General features: G+C 68.6%; 20 protein-coding genes. All 20 read left to right on the forward strand.

All coding sequences use genetic code 11. The features are described 5' to 3' along the window. Positions 1-79: 79 nt before the first annotated feature. Positions 80-805, forward strand: a complete 726-nt coding sequence (rplJ, locus tag Q7L65_RS27115; protein WP_304726559.1) for a 50S ribosomal protein L10 — start codon at positions 80-82, stop codon at positions 803-805. A 1-nt stretch (position 806) separates the two neighbouring features. After that, complete coding sequence (rplL, locus tag Q7L65_RS27120) at positions 807-1,187, forward strand: 50S ribosomal protein L7/L12 (protein ID WP_304726562.1); 381 nt, start codon at positions 807-809, stop codon at positions 1,185-1,187. 347 nt (positions 1,188-1,534) lie between these two features. Further along, complete coding sequence (locus Q7L65_RS27125) at positions 1,535-5,128, forward strand: DNA-directed RNA polymerase subunit beta (protein WP_304726565.1); 3,594 nt, start codon at positions 1,535-1,537, stop codon at positions 5,126-5,128. Then, on the forward strand, positions 5,125-9,189 hold the full coding sequence (locus Q7L65_RS27130; RefSeq protein ID WP_304726566.1) for a DNA-directed RNA polymerase subunit beta': 4,065 nt from the start codon (positions 5,125-5,127) through the stop codon (positions 9,187-9,189). The genes Q7L65_RS27125 and Q7L65_RS27130 overlap by 4 nt, the downstream gene beginning before the upstream one ends. Before the next feature lie 349 nt (positions 9,190-9,538). Then, a complete protein-coding gene (locus tag Q7L65_RS27135) occupies positions 9,539-10,414 on the forward strand; it encodes a hypothetical protein (RefSeq protein WP_304726567.1) in 876 nt (291 codons plus the stop codon). Positions 10,415-10,570: 156 nt separating this feature from the next. Then, a complete protein-coding gene (locus tag Q7L65_RS27140) occupies positions 10,571-11,956 on the forward strand; it encodes an aspartate aminotransferase family protein (protein WP_304726568.1) in 1,386 nt (461 codons plus the stop codon). A 19-nt stretch (positions 11,957-11,975) separates the two neighbouring features. Beyond that, positions 11,976-13,646 carry a PucR family transcriptional regulator gene (locus tag Q7L65_RS27145; RefSeq protein WP_304726570.1) on the forward strand — a complete coding sequence of 557 codons (1,671 nt, stop codon included), beginning with the start codon at positions 11,976-11,978 and terminating at the stop codon, positions 13,644-13,646. Continuing rightward, positions 13,643-14,773 carry an alanine dehydrogenase gene (ald, locus tag Q7L65_RS27150; RefSeq protein ID WP_304726572.1) on the forward strand — a complete coding sequence of 377 codons (1,131 nt, stop codon included), beginning with the start codon at positions 13,643-13,645 and terminating at the stop codon, positions 14,771-14,773. Before Q7L65_RS27145 ends, ald begins: the two co-directional genes overlap by 4 nt. A gap of 40 nt (positions 14,774-14,813) precedes the next feature. Beyond that, positions 14,814-15,209 (forward strand): 30S ribosomal protein S12, encoded by a 396-nt coding sequence (gene rpsL / locus Q7L65_RS27155; RefSeq protein ID WP_012932815.1) that lies wholly within the window; start codon positions 14,814-14,816, stop codon positions 15,207-15,209. Further along, the gene (rpsG, locus tag Q7L65_RS27160) at positions 15,209-15,679 is read left to right on the forward strand and encodes a 30S ribosomal protein S7 (protein WP_304726574.1); all 471 of its coding nucleotides are present in this window, start codon (positions 15,209-15,211) and stop codon (positions 15,677-15,679) included. Before rpsL ends, rpsG begins: the two co-directional genes overlap by 1 nt. 412 nt (positions 15,680-16,091) lie before the next feature. Further along, positions 16,092-18,194 carry an elongation factor G gene (fusA, locus tag Q7L65_RS27165; RefSeq protein WP_304726576.1) on the forward strand — a complete coding sequence of 701 codons (2,103 nt, stop codon included), beginning with the start codon at positions 16,092-16,094 and terminating at the stop codon, positions 18,192-18,194. 117 nt (positions 18,195-18,311) lie between these two features. Next, positions 18,312-19,496 carry an elongation factor Tu gene (gene tuf, locus Q7L65_RS27170; protein WP_304726577.1) on the forward strand — a complete coding sequence of 395 codons (1,185 nt, stop codon included), beginning with the start codon at positions 18,312-18,314 and terminating at the stop codon, positions 19,494-19,496. A gap of 186 nt (positions 19,497-19,682) precedes the next feature. After that, positions 19,683-20,000, forward strand: coding sequence for a 30S ribosomal protein S10 (rpsJ, locus tag Q7L65_RS27175; protein ID WP_041731781.1), 318 nt, complete (start codon positions 19,683-19,685; stop codon positions 19,998-20,000). Between the two features lies 1 nt (position 20,001). Then, positions 20,002-20,619 (forward strand): 50S ribosomal protein L3, encoded by a 618-nt coding sequence (gene rplC / locus Q7L65_RS27180; RefSeq protein WP_304726579.1) that lies wholly within the window; start codon positions 20,002-20,004, stop codon positions 20,617-20,619. Further along, entirely contained in the window at positions 20,612-21,244 is a 633-nt protein-coding gene (gene rplD / locus Q7L65_RS27185) for a 50S ribosomal protein L4 (RefSeq protein WP_304726580.1), read from the forward strand. Before rplC ends, rplD begins: the two co-directional genes overlap by 8 nt. Positions 21,245-21,246: 2 nt before the next feature. Further along, positions 21,247-21,543 (forward strand): 50S ribosomal protein L23, encoded by a 297-nt coding sequence (gene rplW, locus Q7L65_RS27190; RefSeq protein WP_304726581.1) that lies wholly within the window; start codon positions 21,247-21,249, stop codon positions 21,541-21,543. Continuing rightward, a complete protein-coding gene (rplB, locus tag Q7L65_RS27195; protein WP_304726583.1) occupies positions 21,543-22,382 on the forward strand; it encodes a 50S ribosomal protein L2 in 840 nt (279 codons plus the stop codon). Before rplW ends, rplB begins: the two co-directional genes overlap by 1 nt. A gap of 13 nt (positions 22,383-22,395) precedes the next feature. Continuing rightward, entirely contained in the window at positions 22,396-22,668 is a 273-nt protein-coding gene (gene rpsS, locus Q7L65_RS27200) for a 30S ribosomal protein S19 (protein ID WP_304726585.1), read from the forward strand. A 296-nt stretch (positions 22,669-22,964) separates the two neighbouring features. Continuing rightward, on the forward strand, positions 22,965-23,294 hold the full coding sequence (rplV, locus tag Q7L65_RS27205; RefSeq protein ID WP_304726591.1) for a 50S ribosomal protein L22: 330 nt from the start codon (positions 22,965-22,967) through the stop codon (positions 23,292-23,294). Positions 23,295-23,301: 7 nt separating this feature from the next. Then, positions 23,302-24,148: 30S ribosomal protein S3 (gene rpsC / locus Q7L65_RS27210; protein WP_304726587.1), on the forward strand; the 847-nt coding region annotated here is incomplete at its 3' end.

Consider the following 24,148-nt stretch of genomic DNA (forward strand, 5'->3'; position numbering starts at 1 on the left):
GGCATCATGCCGCCCGCCTTCTCGACGCCCGCCCTCTGTGCGGGCGTTTTGCTTTTCGAGCAGAGAAAGTTGACCTGAAATGAACAGAGACGAGAAGGCGGCGGTGATCGACCGGATCGCTGGGGAGCTCGAGGCTTCCTCTGCGGTCTTCGCGGTCGACTACCGCGGCATCACAGTCGCGCAGGTCGCGAGCCTGCGCACCAGACTGCGCGAGGTCGACACGACGCTCAGCGTCGTCAAGAACTCGCTGACGGAGCGTGCGGCCGACCGGGTCGGCGCCGAGGCGCTGAAGGAGATCCTCGCGGGTCCCACGGCGCTGGCGTTCGTGCGCGGCGACGCGGCTGCTGCAGCGAAGGCGCTCAGCGACGCGCAGAGAGAGACGCAGGTGCTGGCGTTCAAGGGCGGCCTGATGGATGGGCAGCCTGTGACGCCGGACGAGATCAGAGCGATCTCGAGACTGCCGTCGCGCGAGGTGCTCTACCAGCAGCTCGTCGGCGTCGTCGCGGCACCGCTCAACGGCCTCGCACGCGGCCTCAACGCGCTCATCGCGGGCGTTGCGATCCAGCTGCAGGCGATCGCCGACCAGGGTCTGGTCGGCGGCGGCGCATCCGCGCCGGCGGCTGACGCCGCGCCCGCCGAGACCGAGGCCGCTGCGGCGGCCGATGCTGCACCGGCTGAGACCGAGGCCGCACCGGCGGCCGAGGCCGACGCTGCACCGGCCGCTGAGGCCGACACCCCCACCACTGACGACAAGACGGACGACGCGGCGGCAGCCGACGGCGCTTCCGACGCGAAGGAGGACTGACATGGCGACCACTCAGGAGTGGATCGAGGAGCTCAAGAGCATCTCCGTGCTGGAGCTGGCCGGGCGCATCAGAGCGCTCGAAGAGGAGTTCGGCGTGTCCGCGACGGCCGTCGCCGCTGCGGCGCCGGCTGCGGGCGGCGCGGGCGGCGGCGAGGCTGCCGAGGAGGCTTCCTCGACGGTCGACGTGGTCATCACGGGCGCCGGCGACAAGAAGATCCAGGTCATCAAGGTCGTCCGCGCGGCGACCGGCCTCGGTCTGAAGGAGGCCAAGGCGCTCGTCGACGAGGCCCCCAAGGCCGTCAAGGAGGGCATCGAGCGCGACGAGGCCGAGAAGCTCAAGGCCGAGCTCGAAGAGGCCGGCGCGAGCGTCGAGCTGAGATAGCGCTGGAGCCGGCCCCTCCGGGCCGGTGCAGCACCGACGGTTTCCGGGCCGGTTCCAGTTGGAACCGGCCCGTCGTCGTTCTGGGGCGCGCTCCGCGTGGCTGGCCGGTTCCACCGCCGTTCGGACCGGATTCGCCGGATTTGGCGATCACCGGTACAATGCCCTCCGTTGGCCGATAGTCGCAGCCGCCCTGTAGTACCGAGACCGCGCCACATACGCGATCTCCCGGGCGGGGTCCGTGAGCGCTGACTGCCCCGCACAGGGCATCGCTAGCCTGTGCTATCTTCGCTGGTCGCGCTTTTCGCGCTTCCTCTGCTCGCCTCTCGACTGCCCGAGGAGTTGCCGTCTTGGCACCTGTTGACGCCCCCCGGACGCGCCGCACGTTTGCGCGTCTCTCCAAGGCCCTTGAAGTCCCCAACCTCATCGACATCCAGAAGAAGTCCTTCGCCTGGCTGACAGACGCCGAGACCGGCGGTCTGCGCGAGACGATCGACGACATCTCGCCGATCGAGGATTACACCGGCAACCTCGCCGTCCAGTTCGGCGAGTTCACCTTCGACGAGCCGGTCGCCTCGCTCGACGAGTGCCGTGAGAAGGACCTCACCTACGCCCGGCCGCTCACGGTCACCGTCGCGTTCGTCAACCGCGAGACCGGTGAGATCCGCGAGCAGTCCGTCTTCATGGGCGACTTCCCTTGGATGACGGAGCGCGGCACGTTCATCATCAACGGCACCGAGCGCGTCGTCGTGACGCAGCTGGTCCGTTCCCCGGGCGCCTACCTGATGGAGGCGAAGGACCGCGAGAAGCAGGTCTTCATCGCGAACCTGATGCCGGCCCGCGGCTCGTGGCTCGAGCTCGAGATCGACAAGAAGGGCAAGGTCTACGTCCGCATCGACCGCAAGCGCAAGCTGCCGGTCACGGTGCTGCTGCGCGCGATGGGCTACGCGGGCGACGACGAGATCCTGAACCTGTTCGAGGACTCGCTCTACATCCGCAACACGATCGAGGGCGACACCGAGGTCACGCGCACCGAAGAGGGTTCGCTGATCGAGCTGTTCAAGAAGCAGCGCCCGGGCGAGCCGCCGTCGGTCGACGCCGCGAGAGCGCTCCTGCACCAGCTCTTCTTCGACCCCAAGCGCTACGACCTCACGCGCGTCGGTCGCTACAAGCTGAACTCGCGCCTGCGCCTCGACATCGACCTCGAGACGCGCACGCTGACGCACGACGACATCATCGCGCTGATCAAGGAGCTCGTCTCGCTCCCGCGGATCCTCGGCATGCCCGAGCAGCCCGACGTCGAGATCAGAGACTACGCAGCCGAGGCGGTCTCCTACCCGCGTGAGGCGGTCGCCGACCACCTCGACGAGTACGAGCACTTCGGCAACCGCCGCCTGCGCACCGTCGGCGAGCTGATCCAGGAAGCGTTCCGGATCGGCCTCTACCGCATGGAGCGCGTCGTGCGCGAGCGCCTCACGACCGAGGACGCGGACACGATCACGCCGCAGACGATCGTCAACATCCGCCCGGTCGTCGCGGCGCTGAAGGAGTTCTTCGGCTCCTCGCAGCTGTCGCAGTTCATGGACCAGAACAACTCGCTCTCGGGCCTGACGCACCGCCGCCGCCTGTCGGCGCTCGGCGCCGGCGGCCTGACGCGCGAGCGCGCGCCGATCGAGGTCCGCGACGTCCACCCGACGCACTACGGCCGCATGTGCCCGATCGAGACCCCCGAGGGTCCGAACATCGGCCTGATCGGCTCGCTCTCCTCCTACGCGCAGATCTCCGAGCATGGCTTCGTCACGACGCCGTACCTGGTCGTCAAGAACGGCAGGGTCACGGACGAGATCGTCCACCTCGACGCCACCCAGGAGGAGGAGTCGAAGATCGCTCAGGCGAACACGCCGCTGAGCGAGGACGGCACCCTGATAGGGAGCGACATCGTCTGCCGTACGCAGGCCGGGTCGTACGTGAGAGCGTCGCCCGACGAGGTCGACCTGATGGACGTCTCGCCGGAGCAGATCTGGTCCGTCGCGACGGCGATGATCCCGTTCCTGGAGCACGACGACGCCAACCGCGCGCTGATGGGCTCCAACATGCAGCGCCAGGCGGTGCCGCTGCTGAAGACCGACGCGCCGCTCGTCGGCACCGGCATGGAGTACCGCGCCGCGGTCGACTCCGGCGACGTCGTCGTCGCCAAGCGCGCCGGCACGATCGCCTACGTCGACGCCGACCAGATCGTCATCGAGACGGAGGACGGCGGCAAGGACGAGTACGTCCTGCAGAAGTTCATGCGCTCCAACCAGGGCACGCTGATCCACCACAAGCCGCTGATCCGCAACGGCCAGCAGGTCGTCGAGGGCACGGTGCTGGCGGACGGTTCCTCGACCGACCAGGGCGAGATGGCGCTCGGCAAGAACCTGCGCGTCGCCTTCATGTCGTGGGAGGGCTACAACTTCGAGGACGCGATCATCCTCAGCAAGCGCCTCGTGAAGGACGACGAGCTCACCTCGATCCACATCGAGGAGTACGAGATCGACGCCCGCACGACGAAGCTCGGCGACGAGGAGATCACGCGCGACATCCCGAACCGCTCGGAGGAGTCGCTGCGCAACCTCGACGATCGCGGCATCGTCCGCATCGGCGCCGAGGTCGGCTCCGGCGACCTGCTCGTCGGCAAGGTCACGCCGAAGGGCGAGACCGAGCTGACGGCCGAGGAGAAGCTGATCCGCGCGATCTTCAAGGAGAAGGCGCGCGAGGTCCGTGACACCTCGCTGAAGGTGCCGCACGGCGAGGGCGGCGTCGTGATCGACGTCAAGACCTTCTCGCGTGACGCCGGCGACGACCTGCCCCCGGGCGTCAACGACCTCGTGCGCGTGTTCGTCGCGAAGAAGCGCAAGATCTCCGAGGGCGACAAGCTCGCCGGCCGCCACGGCAACAAGGGCGTCATCTCGAAGATCGTCGACGAGCAGGACATGCCGTTCCTCGAGGACGGCTCCCCGGTCGACGTGATCCTGAACCCGCTCGGCGTGCCGTCGCGCATGAACATCGGCCAGATCCTCGAGACCCACCTCGGGTGGGCCGCCGCAGAGGGCTGGTACGACGACGGCAGCGACGCGTACAGAATCGCGCACTCGAACGGTGCCGAGCGCCCGCGCGTCTACGTCTCGACGCCCGTCTTCGACGGCGCGACCGTCGCCGACGTCGACAACGCCCTGCTGCAGTGGCAGAACGAGCACACCGGCCGGATCAGAATGAAGACCGCGCCGGACGACCGCGAGGGCATCCGCGCGAGCGGCAAGTTCACGCTCTTCAACGGCCGCACCGGCGAGCCGTTCGAGACGCAGGTCACGGTCGGCTACATGTACATCCTGAAGCTCCACCACCTCGTCGACGACAAGATCCACGCGCGTTCGACCGGCCCGTACTCGCTCGTCACCCAGCAGCCGCTGGGCGGCAAGGCGCAGTTCGGCGGTCAGCGCTTCGGCGAGATGGAGGTGTGGGCGCTGGAGGCATACGGCGCCGCGTACACGCTTCAGGAGATGCTCACGATCAAGTCCGACGACACGGTCGGGCGCGTGAAGGCCTACGAGGCGATCGTGAAGGGCGAGAACATCGCCGAGCCGAGCATTCCGGAGTCGTTCAAGGTGCTCCTGAAGGAGATGCAGTCGCTGGCGCTCGACGTCAACGTCGTCTCCGAGGAAGGCACCCGCGCGGAGATGCGCGAGGAGGACGACGACCTCCTGCGCGCTGCCGAGGAGCTCGGCATCGACCTCTCCGGCGTGCGTGCCACCGACGGCCAGGCGGCCGACGAGGGCACCGAGACAGAGGACGACACCGACGCGGCCCCCGAGGCCGCGGCGGAGCCCGCGCTCGACGAGGAGCTCGCTCCCGTCGCCGAGGGCGATGACGACATTCAGGACGACGACGGTTCGGAGACCGCATGATCGATATCAACAACTTCGACGCCATCGAGATCGGTCTCGCCTCCTCCAAGCAGATCCGCTCTTGGAGCTCCGGCGAGGTCACGAAGCCCGAGACGATCAACTACCGCACGCTGAAGCCGGAGAAGGACGGCCTCTTCTGCGAGCGCATCTTCGGTCCGACGAAGGACTGGGAGTGCTACTGCGGCAAGTACAAGCGCGTCCGCTACAAGGGCATCGTCTGCGAGCGCTGCGGCGTCGAGGTCACCCGCTCCAAGGTGCGCCGCGAGCGGATGGGTCACATCGACCTGGCCGCTCCGGTCTCGCACATCTGGTTCTTCAAGGGCGTCCCGTCGCGCATCGGCTACCTGCTGGACATGGCGCCGAAGGAGCTGGAGAAGGTCCTCTACTTCGCCGCCTCGATCGTCACCTGGATCGATGACGAGGCGCGCGAGCGCGACCTCGACACGCTGCAGGACGAGGTCAACAAGGTGCTCGACTCCTACGCGGCCGAGAAGGAGGAGCGGCTGCTGGAGCTGAGAGAGTCGCTCGAGCGCCGCGTCGAGTTCCTCGAGACCGGCAGACAGTCCAACCAGTTCAACGACGAAGACGAGATGTGGGCGGAGTCGCTCGACATCACGGTCGCGAGACTGTCCGACGAAGAGCGCGAGAAGCTGCTCAGAGAGCTGCGCAGAACGTTCACGGCGGACATCGAGGACACGGACGCCTACATCGAGGACGCGGCCGAGCGCATGCGCCAGGTGTGGGACCTGTTCCAGTCGATGAAGCCCAAGGACGTCGTCAACGACGAGACGCTCTTCCGCGAGCTGAAGGACCGCTTCGGCAGCCCGTTCGGCTTCGGCGAGTACTTCCGCGGCGGCATGGGCGCGGAGTCCGTGCGCGACCTGCTCGAGCAGGTCAACCTCGAGGAGGAGAGAGACGAGCTGCAGGAGCTCGTCAAGACCGCCAAGGGGCAGAAGCAGAGCCGTTCGGTCAAGCGCCTGAAGGTCGTCTCGGCGTTCCTCGTCTCGGGCAACCGCCCGGAGATGATGATCCTCGAGGCCGTCCCGGTGATCCCGCCGGAGCTGCGCCCGATGGTCCAGCTCGACGGCGGCCGTTTCGCGACGTCGGACCTCAACGACCTCTACCGCCGCGTCATCAACCGCAACAACCGCCTCAAGCGGCTGCTCGACCTCGGCGCGCCGGAGATCATCGTCAACAACGAGAAGCGGATGCTGCAGGAGGCCGTCGACGCGCTGTTCGACAACGGCCGCCGCGGCCGGCCCGTCACGGGCCCGGGCAACCGTCCGCTGAAGTCGCTGTCCGACATGCTCAAGGGCAAGCAGGGCCGCTTCCGCCAGAACCTGCTCGGCAAGCGCGTCGACTACTCCGGCCGTTCGGTGATCGTGTCGGGCCCGTCGCTGAAGCTGCACCAGTGCGGCCTGCCGAAGCTGATGGCGCTCGAGCTGTTCAAGCCGTTCATCATGGCGCGGCTGGTCGAGCGCAAGGCGGCGCAGAACATCAAGGCGGCCAAGAAGATGGTCGACTCGATGATCCCGGAGGTCTGGGACGTGCTCGAGGAGGTCATCGCAGAGCACCCCGTGCTGCTCAACCGCGCGCCCACGCTCCACCGCCTCGGCATCCAGGCGTTCGAGCCGCAGCTCGTCGAGGGCAAGGCGATCCAGGTCCACCCGCTCGTCTGTCACGCGTTCAACGCCGACTTCGACGGCGACCAGATGGCCGTCCACCTGCCGCTCTCCGCGGAGGCGCAGGCCGAGGCCCGCATCCTGATGCTGTCGGCGAACAACATCCTCTCGCCGGCGCACGGCGCGCCGCTCGCGACGCCGACGCAGGACATGATCCTCGGTGCGTACTACCTCACGTACGGGCCCGAGGAGGACGAGCTGTCGAAGATCGACCCGTCGACCGCCTCGCCGCGTCCGCACGTGTACCGCACCGCGCAGGAGGCGGAGTGGTCCTACGAGCACGGCGTCACGAGACTGCACGACCTCGCCGAGTTCCGCCCGGTCGGCCGTGCGGGCGGTCACATCCTCACGACCGTCGGCCGCATCATCTACAACGACAAGATCGAGCGCTCGATCCGCGAGACGCTGGGCGCGGACTACGACCCGTCGAGCTACGAGTTCGTCAACCGCTCGATGAAGAAGCGCGACACGACGCAGTTCGTCGACGACCTCGTGCAGGCGTACGGCGCGGCGACGATCTCGCAGGTCCTCGACGCGTTCAAGGACCTCGGCTTCAAGTACGCGACGCAGGCCGGCATCACCGTCTCCAAGAACGACGTCGTGATCCCGCCGGACAAGCCCGAGATCCTCGGCAAGTACGAGGACCAGGTCGCCGAGATCCAGGACCAGTACGACACGGGCCTGATCACGGAAGAGGAGCGCAAGGACGCGGTCGTCGACCAGTGGACGTCGGCCACGGAGGAAGTCGCGCAGGCGATGGAGAAGCACTTCAACGAGTTGAACCCCATCTTCATGATGGCCAACTCGGGTGCCCGCGGATCGATGAAGCAGATCCGCCAGCTCGCCGGCATGCGCGGCCTGATGGCCAACCCGAAGGGCGAGATCATCGAGCGGCCCGTGAAGGCGAACTTCATGGAAGGCCTCGACGTGATCGAGTACTTCACCTCCACCCACGGCGCCCGCAAGGGCCTCGCCGACACGGCCCTCCGTACCGCGGACTCCGGCTACCTGACGCGCCGTCTGGTCGACGTCGCGCAGGACGTCATCATCCGCCAGGAGGACTGCGGCACCGAGGAGTACGTCGAGCTGGACCTGTACAAGGCCGGCGGCGAGCCGAACGACAACCTCGTCGGCCGCGTCGCGGCGAAGGACCTCGGCCCGAGAAAGACCGTCGTCGTGCAGAAGGGCGTCGAGATGAACCGCGCCGACTTCGCGGCGCTGCTCGAGGCCTACGGCGAGGAGGATCGCAAGATCCCCGTCCGCTCGGTGCTGAAGTGCGAGGCGCCCACGGGCGTCTGCCAGGCCTGCTACGGCCGCGCGATGGCGACCGGCAACACGGCGCAGATCGGCGACGCGGTCGGCATCATCGCCGCGCAGTCGATCGGCGAGCCGGGCACGCAGCTGACGATGCGCACGTTCCACACCGGCGGCGTCGCCGGCGCGGACATCACGCACGGCCTGCCGCGTGTCGTGGAGCTGTTCGAGGCGCGCAAGCCGAAGGGCCTCGCGAAGATCGCCGAGGTCGGCGGCGTCGCGGACATCGAGGAGACGGACAAGGCGCTCACCGTCGTCATCACCGACGACGGCGGCGACGAGCACCGTCACACGTTCCCGCGTCGCACGCGCCTGCACGTCGAGCGCGGCGAGAAGGTCGAGCCGGGCAAGCAGCTCAACGAGGGGTCGCTGTACCCGCACGAGCTGCTCGCGATCCGCGGCCGCACCGAGACCGAGCTGTACCTCGTCAAGGAGGTCCAGGAGGTCTACAAGTCGCAGGGCGTGGACATCAACGACAAGCACATCGAGCTGATCGTGCGTCAGATGCTCAAGAAGGTGCGCGTCGATCAGAAGGGCGACACGGACCTCCTCCCGGGCGTCTTCGTCGACCGTCACGACTACGCGAGAATCAACCAGGCCGTGATGGACGCGGGCGGCGAGCCGGCGCAGGCCGAGGAGATCATCCTCGGCATCACGAAGGCGTCGCTGAACACCGACTCCTTCCTCTCGGCGGCCTCCTTCCAGGAGACCACGAAGGTCCTGACCGATGCGGCGCTCGAGGGCAAGATCGATCGCCTCAACGGTCTCAAGGAGAACGTGATCATCGGCAAGCTGATCCCGGCCGCGACGGGCCTCAAGCGCTACCGTCGCATCGAGATCGAGCCGGCCGAGCCGCTTCCCCGCGGCATGGACGACGTCGGCCTGCTCGACCACGACGAGCTGGCGGCCGAGCTGGGCCTCACCGACGGTGAGGCGCTGCAGGGCTTCGGCCCGTCCGGCATCGAGGCCGACCTCGCCGATCTCGAGGAGATCGGCAACGGCGGCGGCTCGCACGGCTTCGCCGAGGAACTGGCCGAGCTTGACGTCCCCGAGGACAGAAGCTAGGCAGACGGACGTGAACGCGCCGGCTCTTGCCGGCGCGGCAGCGGTGCACGACGGCCGCCCTTCGGGGCGGCCGTTTGCGTGTCGGTCAGCATGCGAACCTCGAGTGCGAATCGCCGGTTCTCGGACAGCTGGCGCAGGGGATCGCGAGGTCCGGCCGAACCTTTCTCCATCTGGAGCATGGCGTGGGGGAAACTCTCCCCAATCTGGCGTTAACCTGCAGGCAGTACTCTGCTTCCCTTCTTCGGGGGCGAGACTCAAGAGACGGCCTCAGGCTGCCGAACACGCTGTCTGAGGACAATCCGACCGGTTCGAAGTACCGGCTGCTGAGAGTGCAGCCTCATTTCGATTTATGACGATTTATCTTGGCATCCTGCTTGCGCTGATCTGCGCTTTTACGACGAACCTGGCGTTCCTCTACAAGCATCGCGGCGCTTGCGCTGCGCCCACCGTGCACGTCCGCCATCCGGTCAGATCGGCCGTCGGCCTGTTCAGCTCGCGCTGGTTCGCGGTCGGCATGGGCGTCGCCGTCTGCGCCTGGGTCTTCCACGTCGCCGCGCTCGCCGTGGCGCCGATGTCGGTCGTGCAGGTCGTGCTCGCCGGCGGCGTCGTGATGCTCGCCGTGATGGCGGAGCGGATCTTCGGCTTCAAGGTCGGGCCGCGTCAGTGGCTCGGGCTCGGCTTCACCGCCCTCGGCCTGGTGCTGCTCGGGATCACGCTGCCGGCCGTCCACAACCCGCAGTCGCAGTTCTCGCTGCCCGGCATGATCGCCTTCGAGGCCGGTCTCGTCGCCGTCGGCGGCCTGCTCGTGATGGGCAAGCGGATCGGCGCGCCGGACCATCATCACGGCGTGATGCTCGCCGCCGCCGCGGGCCTGCTGTTCGGCGTCTCCGACGTCGCGCTGAAGGCGCTCACCGGCCTCGTCGCCGACGACGGGGTGCTGGCGCTGCTGACGACGCCGTGGACCGGCGTCGCGATCGCTGCCTCGGTCGCGGCCTTCTACGCCTCTGCGAAGGCGCTGCAGGAGGGCGAGGCGGTCCCCGTGATCGCCTTCACCGGCACCGCCGCCAACGTCTCCGGCATCGCCGGCGGCATCATCGTCTTCGGCGACCCGCTGCCGGGCGACGCGCTCGGGATCGTCGTGCAGGCGATCGCGTTCCTGCTCGTGATCATCGCCGCCGCGCTGACGCCCGCGCCCGTGCGCGCCGCGCAGCCCGCCGCCGCCTGAGCCAGGCTGAGTCGCGCGGCTCGGCGGTAGCCGAGCCGCCATCGAACGAATCGTCCAGCCGGACTCCTCCCCGGCCGCGCTGCGGAGTACCTTTGTACGAAGTGGCGCTGTACGTGGTGGCGAAACGCTCTATCCGCTTGGGAGGCTGATCCACAGATGGCGACGACAGCTGGCGCAGGCAGCGGCACTGCGGCGACGCTCCAGGAGCAGGCCAAGCGCCATCTCTGGATGCACTTCACGCGCATGGGCGCCTACGCCGACAGCGACGTGCCGATCATCGTCAGAGGCGAGGGCGTCTACGTCTGGGACGAGCACGGCAAGCGCTACTTCGACGGCCTCTCCGCGCTGTTCTGCTCCAACCTCGGCCACGGCCGCGCCGACATCGCGCAGGCGGGCGCCGACCAGGCCAAGGAGCTCGACTTCTACTCGACCTGGTCCTACGCGCACCCGCGCGCGATCGAACTGGCGGCGCGCGTCGCGTCGAAGACGCCCGGGGACCTCAACCGCGTCTTCTTCACCAGCGGCGGCGGCGAGGCGGTCGAGTCGGCGCTGAAGCTCGCCCGGCAGTACCACAAGCTGACGGGCAATCCGAACAAGACGAAGGTGATCGCGCGCGAGGTCGCTTACCACGGCACCCCGATGGGCGCGTTGTCGGCGACCGGCATCACGCCGATGCGCGTCCCGTTCGAGCCGCTCACACCGGGCGGCTGCCACGTCCCCAACACGAACGTCTACCGGCTGCCCGAGGGGATGCCGGTCTCGGCGCTGGCCGAGTCGGTGCGCGAGCGGATCCTGTTCGAGGGCCCGGAGACGGTCTCCGCCGTGATCATGGAGCCGGTCCAGAATGCCGGCGGCACGTTCACGCCGCCCGACGGCTACTTCCAGCGGATCCGCGAGATCTGCGACGAGTTCGACGTGCTGATGATCTCCGACGAGGTGATCTGCTCGTGGGGGCGCCTCGGTCACTGGTTCGGCGCGCAGCGCTACGACTACCTGCCGGACATCATCACGACCGCGAAGGGGATCACCGGCGCGATCGCCCCGATGGGCGCGATGATCGCCTCCGACCGCGTCGCCGAGCCGTTCATGCACGGGACCGAGACGTTCCTGCACGGCTTCACGTTCGCCGGCCACCCGGTCGCCGCGGCGATCGCGCTCGCGACGATCGACGCCTACGAGGAGGAGCAGATCCTCGAGCACGTGCTGGAGAACGAGCACGTGCTGCGCGAGATGCTCGAGTCCCTCCGGGACATCCCCATCGTCGGCGACGTGCGCGGCGCCGGCTACTTCCAGTCGATCGAGCTGGTCAAGGACCGCGACACGAAGGCGAGCTTCGACGACGACGAGGCCGAGACGCTGCTGCGCGGCTTCCTCTCCGGCGAGCTGTTCGGGCGCGGCCTGATCTGCCGCGCCGACGACCGCGGCGACCCGGTCATCCAGCTGTCGCCGCCGCTGATCTCCGGGCCGCAGCATTTCGAGGAGATCGAGGGCGTGCTGCGGCCCGTCCTCGAAGAGGCCAGCCGCCGTCTGCGGCTGGGGTGAGAAGGCGAGGACTGCTGCTGTGCTGACCGTCCGCGAGCTCGTTCGCGACATCGACATCCGACTGCTCGCGGGCGAGGAGGCGCTCGACGCGCCCGTCCGCTGGGTCCACATCACCGAGCTGGAGGACCCGACCCCTTGGCTGTCGGGTGGCGAGCTGCTGCTCACCACCGGCCTGCAGCTCGACACGCCCGAGCGCCAGCGCGGGTTCGTGCGGCGGCTCGCCGACCACGGCGTCGCGGGCCTCGGCTTCGGCACCGGCTTCGCGCACACGCACGTGCCCGAGGCGCTCGCGGAGACGGCGCGCGAGCGCGGGCTGCCGCTGTTCGAGGTGCCCTACGACGTCCCCTTCATCGCGATCACCGAGAGCGCCTTCAGCCGCCTCGTCAACGAGCAGTACGCGATCCTGCGGCGTGCGATCGCGGCGCACGAGCGGCTCGAGCGGATCGTCCTGTCCGAGCGCGGGATCGACGCGGTCGTCGGCGCGCTGGCGACGCTGATCGGCGGCGCGGTGCTCGTCTTCGACGCGCGCGGCGGGCTGCTGGCGCAGCGCTCGTTCCGCGCCGAGCTCGAAGAGGAGACGGTCTCCGAGCTGGAGCGCGAGCTGCGCGAGCGCACGCGCGGCGGCGCACCGGGCGACGTCGGCGCGCGGCGCGGCTTCGCGCCGACGGCCGGCTCGCTCGGCGGCCGCGCGCTGGCGCTGCCGGTCGCCGCCTCCGGGCCGCGCGACGGCGCCGGCGGCGCCGACGGCGTGCCGCTGCTGCAGGCATGGCTCGTCGCGGCGAAGGACAACGGCGGGCTGTCGGAGTTCGACCGCCTGACGCTGCACCAGGCCGTCACGATCGTGGCGCTGGAGATGCTGCGCCGCCGCGTCGCCGAGGACACCGAGCGGCGGCTCGCCGGCGACGTGCTGTCGGCGATCGTCAGCGGCGAGCTGAGCGGGACCGACCTCGCGCGGCGGCTGGAGCCGTTCGGCCTCGGCACGAGCGTCGGCGTGATCGTGATGTCGCCGGCGCGCCCCGGCGCGGGCGGGATGGCCGCGGCCGAGGTCGCGCTCGCCTCCGCGCTGCGCGGCGAGGCGGCCGACGGCCTGGTCGCGATCCACGACGGCCTGATCGGCGCGCTCGTGCCCGGGATGGACGAGGAGGAGCTGTTCGCGCTCGCGAACAGGATCGGCGAGCGTGCGACGCGGGCGCTCGGCGCGCCGCTGCGGATCGGCGTCGGCCGCGCTGTGCCGGGCGCGGAGGCGCGCCGCGCCTTCCACGAGGCGCGCTGCGCACTGGAGGCGCTCGCGCTCGCGCAGCCCAGCGGCGCGGCCAACGGCGCCGGCTCCGACACCACCGCCGACGGCTCGCCGGTGCGCACGACGATCGCGACCTACCGCGACCTCGGCTCCTTCCAGCTGCTGCTGTCGCTGCAGGACGACGACGCGCTGAGGCTGTTCTGCGACTCGATCCTCGGCCCGATCGAGGAGAGCGAGGGCGCCTACGGCGGCGAGCTGATGCGCTCGCTGGAGGCGTTCATCGAGGAGAACGGGCAGTGGGAGCGGGCCGCCAGACGGCTCTACTGCCACCGTCACACGCTCCGCTACCGCATCAGGCGCGTCGAGGAGCTGACCGGCCGCAGCATGGGCAGCGCACGCGACCGGATCGAGTTTTGGCTGGCACTGCGAGGACGGGAGCTGGTGCGATGAAGGTAGGAGTCCCCACCGAGATCAAGACCGACGAGTATCGCGTCGCGCTGACGCCCGCGGGCGTGCGCGAGCTCGTCGACGCCGGCCACGAGGTGCTCGTGCAGCACGGCGCGGGGGAGGGCTCCGCGATCGCGGACACCGACTATGCCGCCCAGGGCGCCCATATCGTGCCGGACGCCGACGCCGTCTTCGCGCAGGCCGAGATGATCGTGAAGGTCAAGGAGCCGCAGCCCGAGGAGGTCGCGCGGCTGAGAGCGCACCACCTGCTGTTCACCTACCTGCACCTCGCGCCGGCGCCGGAGCTGACGCACGGCCTGATGGCCTCCGGCGCCACCTGCATCGCCTACGAGACGGTCGAGGACGCGCGCGGGCGGCTGCCGCTGCTGGCGCCGATGAGCGAGGTCGCGGGCAAGATCGCGACGCAGGCCGGCGCGTTCATGCTCGAGAAGCCGCTCGGGGGGCGCGGGATCCTGCTCGGCGGCGTGCCCGGCGTCGCGGCGGCGAACGTGATGGTGATCGGCGGCGGCGTCGTCGGCATGCGCGCGGCGCTGATCGCGATCGGGATGGAGGCGACGGTGTTCGTCTTCGACCGCAACATCGACCGCCTGCGCGAGCTCGACGTCGCCTTCAACGGCCGCGCCGACACCTGCTTCGCGACGACGCTCGCGATCGAGGAGCGGCTGCCGGACGTCGACCTCGTGATCGGCGCGGTGCTCGTCCACGGCGCGAAGGCGCCGCACGTGATCACGCGCAGACAGCTGGCGCTGATGAAGCCCAACGCGGTGCTCGTCGACGTCTCGATCGACCAGGGCGGCTGCTTCGAGACCTCCAGACCGACGACCCACACCGACCCCACCTACGAGGTCGACGGGATCACGCACTACTGCGTCGCGAACATGCCGGGGGCCGTTCCGATCACGTCGACCTACGCGCTCACGAACGCGACGATGCCGTACGTCCTGCAGCTCGCGGGCAGCGGAGTCGTCCGCGCTGTGCAGGACAATCCCGGATTGAAGCCAGGCGTCAACGTCGTCGGCGGCAAGGTCACATATGCTCCGGTGGCGGATGCTGTGGGCGTCCCGTACGTGCCCCTCGAAGAGGCGCTCGGATCGCTGCATGCGGTGTAGCTGCTGCGATCCCGCCGACGCTGATAGCATTCCCCGCCACATGCCGACTACCAGCCAACTCGTTCGCAAGGGCCGCAAGACGCCGAAGAAGAAGCTCGCTACGCCGGGCCTCAAGTCCGGCAGAGGCCGCAAGACCAAGGTCGCCGCGCCTCAGCGTCGCGGCGTCTGCACGCGTGTGTACACCACCACGCCGAAGAAGCCGAACTCGGCCCTCCGCAAGGTTGCTCGTGTCCGGCTGACCCACGGGATGGAAGTCACCGTCTACATCCCCGGTGAGGGTCACAATCTTCAGGAGCACTCCGTCGTGCTCGTCCGCGGAGGCCGCGTCAAGGATCTCCCGGGTGTGCGCTACAAGGTGGTCCGCGGGACGCTCGACGCCGCCGGCGTCAGCGACCGCAAGAAGGCCCGTTCCCAGTACGGCGTGAAGGCGAAGTAATGCCGCGCCGCGCAGCAGCATCCATCCGGCCCGTCGAGCCGGACGCCGTCCACCGCTCTCGCCTTGTCCAGCAGGTCATCAACAAGGTGATGCTGGACGGCAAGAAGTCGACCGCCGAGACGATCGTCTATGACGCGCTGGCGATCCTCGCCGAGCGCTCCGGCAGAGACCCGCTCGAGGCGCTCGAGGCGTCGCTGAAGGCGCTCACGCCTTCGCTCGAGGTCCGCTCCCGCCGTGTCGGCGGTGCCACGTACCAGGTCCCCGTCGAGGTGCAGCCGCGCCGTGCGAGGACTCTTGCGGTCCGCTGGCTCGTCCTGTTCGCCCGTCAGCGTCGCGAGAAGACGATGGCGCAGCGTCTCGCCAACGAGCTGCTCGACGCCCAGTCGCAGCAGGGCGGCGCGTTCAAGCGCAAGGACGACATCTACCGCATGGCGCAGGCCAACAAGGCCTTCGCGCACTACCGCTGGTAGAACGCCCCTCCGAGCTTCCGGCTCATCCGCGCGCCGCTGTCGACAGCGGCGCGTCGTCGTTAACGCTCGCTCGCGCTTCTGGCTGGGGCGCGGGCGGCGACGACGACGCCACGACGCGCGGCGCCCGGACCTCGAGTCGGTCGTTCGGCGTCCGAACCACTCGGAGGACGGCCCGCGAGGGCCGATTCCCCGCAGGAGCCGGAATGATCGGCGCGCCTTTGCTATATTCCTTCGCCGCCTCCCGGAAGGCGCGCGCAACTGCGCGCCCACCGTCGCTGGAGGTACCGACCCATGGAGACCTCGACGATCTAACGCACGAACCCGGGACGACATTTCAGTCAGGACCGGGCCCCGCTGGGGCCATTTTTGTGCCTATCGTCGACGACCAGACCGCGAGCTAGAGACCGAGCCCATGCCACGCAAGTACGCCCTCGAAAAGACCCGAAACATCGGGATCATGGCGCACATCGACGCCGGCAAGACCACCACGACCGAGCGCATCCTGTTCTACACGGGCCGTACGCACAAGCTCGGCGAGGTGCACGAGGGTGCTGCGACGATGGACTGGATGGAGCAGGAGCAGGAGCGTGGCATCACGATCACCTCCGCCGCGACTGCTTGTGAGTGGGACAACCACCGCATCAACATCATCGACACGCCCGGTCACGTCGACTTCACCGTCGAGGTCGAGCGCTCGCTGCGCGTCCTCGATGGCGCGGTCGCGGTCTTCGACTCCGTCGCCGGCGTCGAGCCGCAGTCGGAGAACGTCTGGCGTCAGGCCGACAAGTACCACGTGCCGCGCATCGCCTACATCAACAAGATGGACCGCATCGGCGCCGACTTCGAAGCCGGCGTGCAGACGATGATCGACCGCCTCGGCGCCCACCCGGTCCCGATCCAGCTGCCGATCGGCGCGGAGTCGGACCTCAAGGGCATCATCGACCTGGTCGAGAACCACGCGATCATCTATCTCGACGATCTCGGCAAGGAGCACGAGGTCGTCGCGATCCCGGCCGAGCTCGCCGACAGAGCCGCCGCCGCTCGCGAGTTCCTGCTCGAGGAGCTGTCGAAGGCCGACGACGAGCTGGTCGAGCTGATCCTCGAGGAGGCCGAGATCCCGGTCCCGCTGATCAAGGCCGCGATCCGCAAGGCGACGCTGGACCTGTCGCTGACGCCGGTGCTGTGCGGCTCTTCGTTCAAGAACAAGGGCGTCCAGCCGCTGCTCGACGCGATCGTCGCCTACCTGCCGTCGCCGCTCGACGTGCCGCCGGTGGAGGGCATCGAGCCCGTCCGCGGCGACGACGAGGGCCGCGCGGCCACGCGTGAAGCGTCCGACGACGCGCCGTTCTCGGCGCTCGCGTTCAAGATCGCCGCCGACCCGTACGTCGGCAAGCTGACCTACTTCCGCGTCTACTCGGGCAAGCTCGAGGCGGGCTCGAAGGTCCTGAACGTCTCCACGGGCCGCTCCGAGCGGATCGGCCGCATCCTCGAGATGCACGCCAACGAGCGGGTCGACCTGACGGACGTCTCGGCCGGCGACATCGCCGCTGCCGTCGGCATCAAGCAGGTCACCACCGGTGACACGCTGGCCGCCGTCGACAAGCCGATCAAGCTCGAGATGATCGACTTCCCGGAACCGGTCATCAAGGTCGCGATCGAGCCGAAGACGAAGGTCGACCAGGAGAAGATGGGCGTCGCCCTCGGCCGCCTGGCCGAGGAGGACCCGACCTTCCAGGTCCGCACCAACGAGGAGACCGGGCAGACCGAGATCTCCGGCATGGGCGAGCTGCACCTCGAGGTGCTCGTCGACCGCATGCTGCGCGAGTACAGAGTCGAGGCCAACGTCGGCCGCCCGCAGGTCTCCTACCGCGAGACCGTGCGCGGCACCGCCACCAGAGTCGAGGGGCGCTTCGTCCGTCAGACCGGCGGCTCGGGCCAGTACGGCATCGTCTACGTCGACATCGAGCCGAACCCCGGCGAGGGCTTCGAGTTCGTCAACAGAATCAAGGGTGGCTCGATCCCGTCGGAGTTCATTCCGGCGGTGCAGAGAGGCGTCGAGGAATCGCTCGACACCGGCGTCAAGGCCGGCTACCCGATGGTCGACATCAAGATCACTCTCACGGACGGCAAGTACCACGACACGGACTCCTCGGAGATCGCGTTCAAGGTCGCCGGCTCGCTCGCGATGAAGGAAGCCGCGCGCCGCGCCAAGCCGGTGCTGCTCGAGCCGATCTTCGCCGTCGAGGTCGTCACGCCCGAGGAGTTCATGGGCGACGTGATCGGCGACCTCAACCGCCGCCGCGGCCGCGTCGAGGGCATGGAGCCCCGCGGCAACGCGCAGGTCGTCACGGCGAGAGTCCCGCTCTCCGAGATGTTCGGCTACGCGACCGACGTGCGCTCCAACACGCAGGGCCGCGCGACCTACACGATGGTGTTCGACAGATACGAAGAGGTCCCGCCGAACATCGCCGAGAAGGTCGTCGAGGCGCGCTCCGGGGGTCAGCAGGCCGCCTGAGCAGGGAAATTCGGCTGCGCGCCGGTAGGAACCGGCGCGAAAAGCTGAACTGAGATAGATTTCCGAGGTTCGCCCGTCTAGGCGATCCCCACACCGATTTCCAAGGAGCAACCCAAAGTGGCGAAGGAGAAGTTCGAGCGCGATAAGCCGCACGTCAACGTCGGCACCATCGGTCACATCGACCATGGCAAGACGACGCTGACTGCTGCCATCACGACGGTGCTGGCGGAGAAGATGGGCGGCGAGGCCCGCAGCTTCGCGGAGATCGACAACGCTCCGGAGGAGAAGGAGCGCGGGATCACCATCGCCACCTCGCACGTCGAGTACCAGACGGAGAACCGGCACTACGCCCACGTGGACTGCCCGGGTCACGCCGACTACGTCAAGAACATGATCACGGGCGCCGCGCAGATGGACGGCGCGATCCTCGTGGTGTCGGCGGCCGACGGCCCGATGCCCCAGACGCGTGAGCACATCCTGCTCGCCCGCCAGGTCGGCGTGCCGTACATCGTCGTCTTCCTCAACAAGGCCGACATGGTCGACGACGAGGAGCTCCTGGAGCTCGTCGAGGTCGAGGTCCGTGACCTCCTCAGCGAGTACGACTTCCCGGGCGACGACATCCCGTTCATCACGGGTTCGGCGCTCAAGGCGCTCGAGGGCGACGAGGAGTACAAGCAGAAGATCCTCGACCTCGCCGAGGCGCTGGACACGTACATCCCGGAGCCCGAGCGTCAGCTCGACAAGCCGTTCCTGATGCCGGTCGAGGACGTCTTCTCGATCACGGGCCGCGGCACCGTCGCGACCGGCCGCATCGAGCAGGGCATCATCAACACCGGTGACACGGTCGAGATCGTCGGCATCAAGGACACGACCACCACGGTCGTGACCGGCGTCGAGATGTTCCGCAAGATCCTCGACGAGGGTCGCGCGGGCGACAACGTCGGCTGCCTCCTGCGCGGTACCAAGCGCGAGGACATCGAGCGCGGGCAGGTCCTCTGCAAGCCGGGCTCGATCACGCCGCACACGAAGTTCAAGGCCGAGGTGTACATCCTCAAGAAGGAAGAGGGCGGCCGTCACACGCCGTTCTTCACCGGCTACCGGCCGCAGTTCTACTTCCGCACCACCGACGTGACCGGCGTCTCGAACCTCCCCGAGGGCGTCGAGATGGTCATGCCGGGCGACAACATCCAGATGGAGATCGAGCTGATCCAGCCGATCGCCATGGATCAGGGCCTGCGCTTCGCCATCCGTGAGGGTGGCCGCACCGTCGGCTCTGGTGTCGTGACCGAGGTCATTCAGTAGCACGCAGTCTCAAGCAGCATCGCGGCGGGGCCTCGGTCCCGCCGCTCGCACGCTGACGAAGTCGACGATACGACCAAGTGGGCGGGTCCCGGATGACCCAAGGGACTCGCCTTCGGCGCGCAAAAGACCAAGCGTAAGAACACAGCAAGTACCGGACGGAACGAACCAAAGGCACACGTGGCAACTCTGGCCCAGAACAAGATCCGCATTCGCCTGAAGTCCTACGATCATTCAGCGATCGAGACGGCGGCGAAGGAGATCGTCGAGACGGCGACTCGTACCGGCGCGACCGTGTCCGGGCCTGTGCCGCTGCCGACGGAGAAGAACGTCTACTGCGTCATCCGGTCCCCCTTCAAGGACAAGGATTCGCGGGAGCACTTCGAGATCCGCACGCACAAGCGGCTGATCGACATCCATCAGCCGACGCCCAAGACGGTCGACTCGCTTCAGCGCCTCGACCATCTGCCCGCCGGCGTCGACATCGAGATCAGGCTGGCGAGCTGAGATGCCGGCGATTCTCGCGAAGAAGCTCGGCATGACCCAGCGCTTCCTCGAGGACGGGCGCGTCGAGCGCGTCACCGTCCTGGAGGCGGGTCCGTGCCCCGTCACGGCAGTCCGCACGTACGAGCGCGATGGCTACGAAGCCGTCCAGCTCGCGTTCGGCGCCTGCCGTGAGAAGAAGCTCACGAAGGCCGAGCTCGGCCACCTGAAGAAGGCCGACGCCTCCGCGCACCGCCACCTGGTGGAGTTCCGCGACGAGGCCGGCGAGCTGACGGTCGGCGAGACCGTCACCGTCGAGGCGTTCGAGACCGGACAGACCGTCAGAGTCGCCGGCACCTCGAAGGGCAAGGGCTTCCAGGGCACGATCAAGCGTCACAACTTCAGACGCGGCCCCTCGTCCCACGGCTCGCACAACGTGCGCGCCCCGGGCTCGATCGGTGCGTCCGCCTGGCCCGCCCGCGTGATGAAGGGCATCCGCGGCCCCGGCCAGATGGGCAACAAGCGCGTCACCCAGAAGGGTCTCGAGATCGTCGAGATCATCAGCAAGGACAATCTGATGCTCGTCCGCGGCTCCGTTCCGGGGCCGAAGGGCGGCACGGTGGAGGTGCGCACCGATGCCTAGCGCTCCCAAGCTCGGCGGCGGTGAGGTCGTTCTCGACGATCTGGCGTTCACCGCGAAGTTCAACGGCCCGCTCGTTCACGAGACGGTGCGCTCGGAGCTGAATGCGCTCCGTCAGGGCACCGCTGCGACGAAGACGCGCGGCAAGGTCAGCGGCGGCGGCGCCAAGCCGTGGCGTCAGAAGGGCACCGGTCGCGCACGCGCCGGCTCTTCGCGCTCGCCGATCTGGAAGGGCGGCGGCACGGTCTTCGGCCCGGCCCCGCGTCACTACACGTTCAAGGTCAACCGCAAGGCCCGCCGCGCTGCGCTTCGCAGCGCGCTGTCGGTCCAGGCCGACCGTGGCTCGCTGGCCGTCTTCGACGCGACGACGTTCGACGCGCCGTCGACGAAGGCCGCGTTCAAGCTGCTGACCGACTGGGGCCAGTCCGGCCCGACGCTCGTCCTGCTGGACGGCGACGAGGCGAACGCGGGCCTGTCGTTCCGCAACATGGAGCGTGTGCTCGTGCTCCCGGTCGAGGATGCAGGCGTCGCCGACGTGATCGGCGCCGCGTCGCTGCTGATCTCGGAGACCGCGCTGGCCCAGATCACCGCGCGCGCCATCGGCACAGCGCAGGAGGAGGCGGCGTAGTCATGGACGCGAGCCAGGTCATCATCCGTCCGGTCGTCTCGGAGAAGAGCTTCGTGCTCGCCGAGATCGGCAAGTACACGTTCCGCGTGCACCCGGACGCGCACAAGACGCAGATCCGCCAGGCCGTCGAGGAGCTCTTCGACGTGAGAGTGCGCGACGTGCGCACGGTCGCGGTCAGAAGCAAGCCGAAGCGGCGCGGGTACACCTCCGGGCGCACCCGCAGCTGGAAGAAGGCCATCGTGCAGGTCGGCGAGGGCGACACCATCCCGATCTTCCAGGGCCTGGAGGGGGCTGAGTAATGGGCATTCGCAAGCCGAAGCCGACGAGCCCCGGCCGTCGTTTCGTCACATATCCGGATTTCGCGGAGATCACTCGCAGCAAGCCGGAGAAGTCGCTCGTCGAGGGTCTGACGAAGTCGGGCGGGCGTAACTCCTACGGTCGCAAGACCTCGCGTCACCGCGGTGGCGGCGCCAAGCGGCTCTACCGCCGGATCGACTTCAAGCGCCTGAAGGACGGCGTGCCGGCCAAGGTCGCGCAGATCGAGTACGACCCGAACCGTTCGGCGTACATCGCGCTGCTGCACTACATGGACGGCGAGAAGCGCTACATCCTCGCCCCGGCGAGACTGGGCGTCGGCGCTGTCGTGGTGAGCGGTCCCGAGGCGGAGATCCGCATCGGCAACTGTCTCCCGCTGGAGCGGATCCCCGCCGGTACGGTCATCCACAACGTCGAGCTCACGCCCGGCCGTGGTGGCCAGATCGCGCGCTCCGCCGGCAACTCCGTGCAGCTGCTCGCGAAGGACGGCGACATGGCGACGCTTCGCCTGCCGTCCGGCGAGATGCGGCTCGTGCGCGCCGAGTGCCGCGCGACGATCGGCGTGATCGGCAATGCCGACCACCAGAACGTCAAGATCGGCAAGGCCGGCCGCAAGCGCCACCTCGGTGTGCGCCCGCAGACGCGTGGTACCGCGATGAACCCGGTGGACCACCCGCACGGCGGTGGCGAGGGCTCGACGACTCCCGGCCGTCACCCCGTGACGCCGTGGGGCGTGCCGACGCTCGGCTACCGCACCCGCAAGAAGGGCAAGCAGTCCGACCGCTACATCGTCCGTGGCCGTCGCCGCGGCAAGAAGCGCTAGAGGTGACGACCAGATGAGCCGCTCGAGCAAGAAGGGTCCGTTCGTCGAGGAGCGCCTGATGGCGCGCATCGAATCGATGAACCAGGCCAACACGAAGCAGATGATCAAGACCTGGTCTCGGTCTTCGACGATCTTCCCGGAGATGGTCGGACACACGATCGCGGTCCACGACGGCCGCAGACACATCCCGGTCTTCGTCAACGAGTCCATGGTGGGACACAAGCTCGGCGAGTTCGCGCCGACGCGTCTCTACCGTGGCCACACCCAGACCGGCAAGCGCCGCTAGAGATTTCAATGGCAGACGAGAACGACAGAACAGAGACGTCCGAGCCGAATACGCCGGAGACCGAGGCCACCGAGACGGGGGCCCCTGAGTCCGGGGAGACGGAGCCCGCCACGGAGCAGACGCCCGTGGAGGAGCCCGTCGCTACGGCTGACGAGCCCGCTGAGGCCGAGGCCAGAGACGCTCCGAGACGTAGACGTGCGGCGAGCAGATCGGCGAGAGCCGACGCGCCGGCAAGAGCGGCCAGAAGATCGGCCGCGAGAGCCTCGAAGCCGGCTTCCGGCGGCGAGCGCCCGGTCGTGCGTGCGCACGCGAAGTACGTGCGCTCCTCCGCCCGCAAGGCGCGGCTGGTGTGCGACCACATCCGCGGCAGATCGGTCGAGGAGGCTCGCGCCATCCTCGCCTTCGCTCCGCGTGCGGTCGCGAAGGACTGGAGCAAGCTGCTCGAGTCGGCCGTCGCGAACGCCGAGCACAACCACGAGCTCGACGGCGACGACCTCGTCATCAAGGCGGCGCACGCCGACGAGGGCCCGACGCTGAAGCGCTTCCGCCCGCGCGCCATGGGCCGCGCGACGCCGATCCGCAAGCGCACCAGTCACCTCACGATCCTGCTCACGCCGAAGGAGTAACGACACCATGGGGCAGAAAGTCCATCCCGAGTCGCTCCGCGTGGGCTACATCCACGACTGGAAGTCGAACTGGTTCAACGAGAAGCAGTTCTCTGACTACCTGGTCGAGGACATCGCGATCCGCGAGCACATCGTCGGCCGACTCTCACATGCAGGCCTCTCCGACATCACGATTCGCAAGAACGCGAACGAGGTCGAGGTCAACATCAACACCGCTCGTCCCGGCATCGTGATCGGCAAGTCCGGTTCCGAGGTCGACGCGCTGCGCCGTGACCTGCACCGCATCACCAACAAGCAGGTCAAGGTCAACATCCTCGAGATCAAGCGTCCGGAGCTGGACGCCAATCTCGTCGCGCAGTCGATCGCCGAGCAGCTGCAGAACCGCGTCGCCTTCCGGCGCGCGATGAAGCGCGCGCTCACCAGCGCGATGCGCTCGGGCGCCAAGGGCGTCAAGGTCCAGGTCGGCGGTCGCCTCGGCGGCGCCGAGATGGCGCGTACGGAGAGCTACTCCGACGGTCGCGTCCCGCTGCACACGCTGCGCGCGGACATCGACTACGGCTTCTACGAGGCCAGAACCACCTTCGGCCGCATCGGCGTGAAGTGCTGGATCAACAAGGGCGAGATCATGCCCGACGGCTACACGGGCGCCGACCTGACGCAGATGGACGATCCGGGCCCGCAGGCGCCCGATCGCAACCGGCGCGACGGCCGTGACGGCCGTAACCGGGGCGGTCGCGGACGCGGCGGTCCGGGCGGCGGTCCCGGCGGCGGCGGCCCGGGCGGCGGCGGCGATGGTCGCGGTCGCGGCCGTGGCGGTCGCGGTCGCGGTCCCGGCGGCCAGGGCGGCCCCGGCG

Origin of the sequence: Conexibacter sp. CPCC 206217 (assembly GCF_030646165.1) — a bacterium.
In the GTDB taxonomy this organism is placed as follows: Bacteria; Actinomycetota; Thermoleophilia; order Solirubrobacterales; family Solirubrobacteraceae; genus Conexibacter.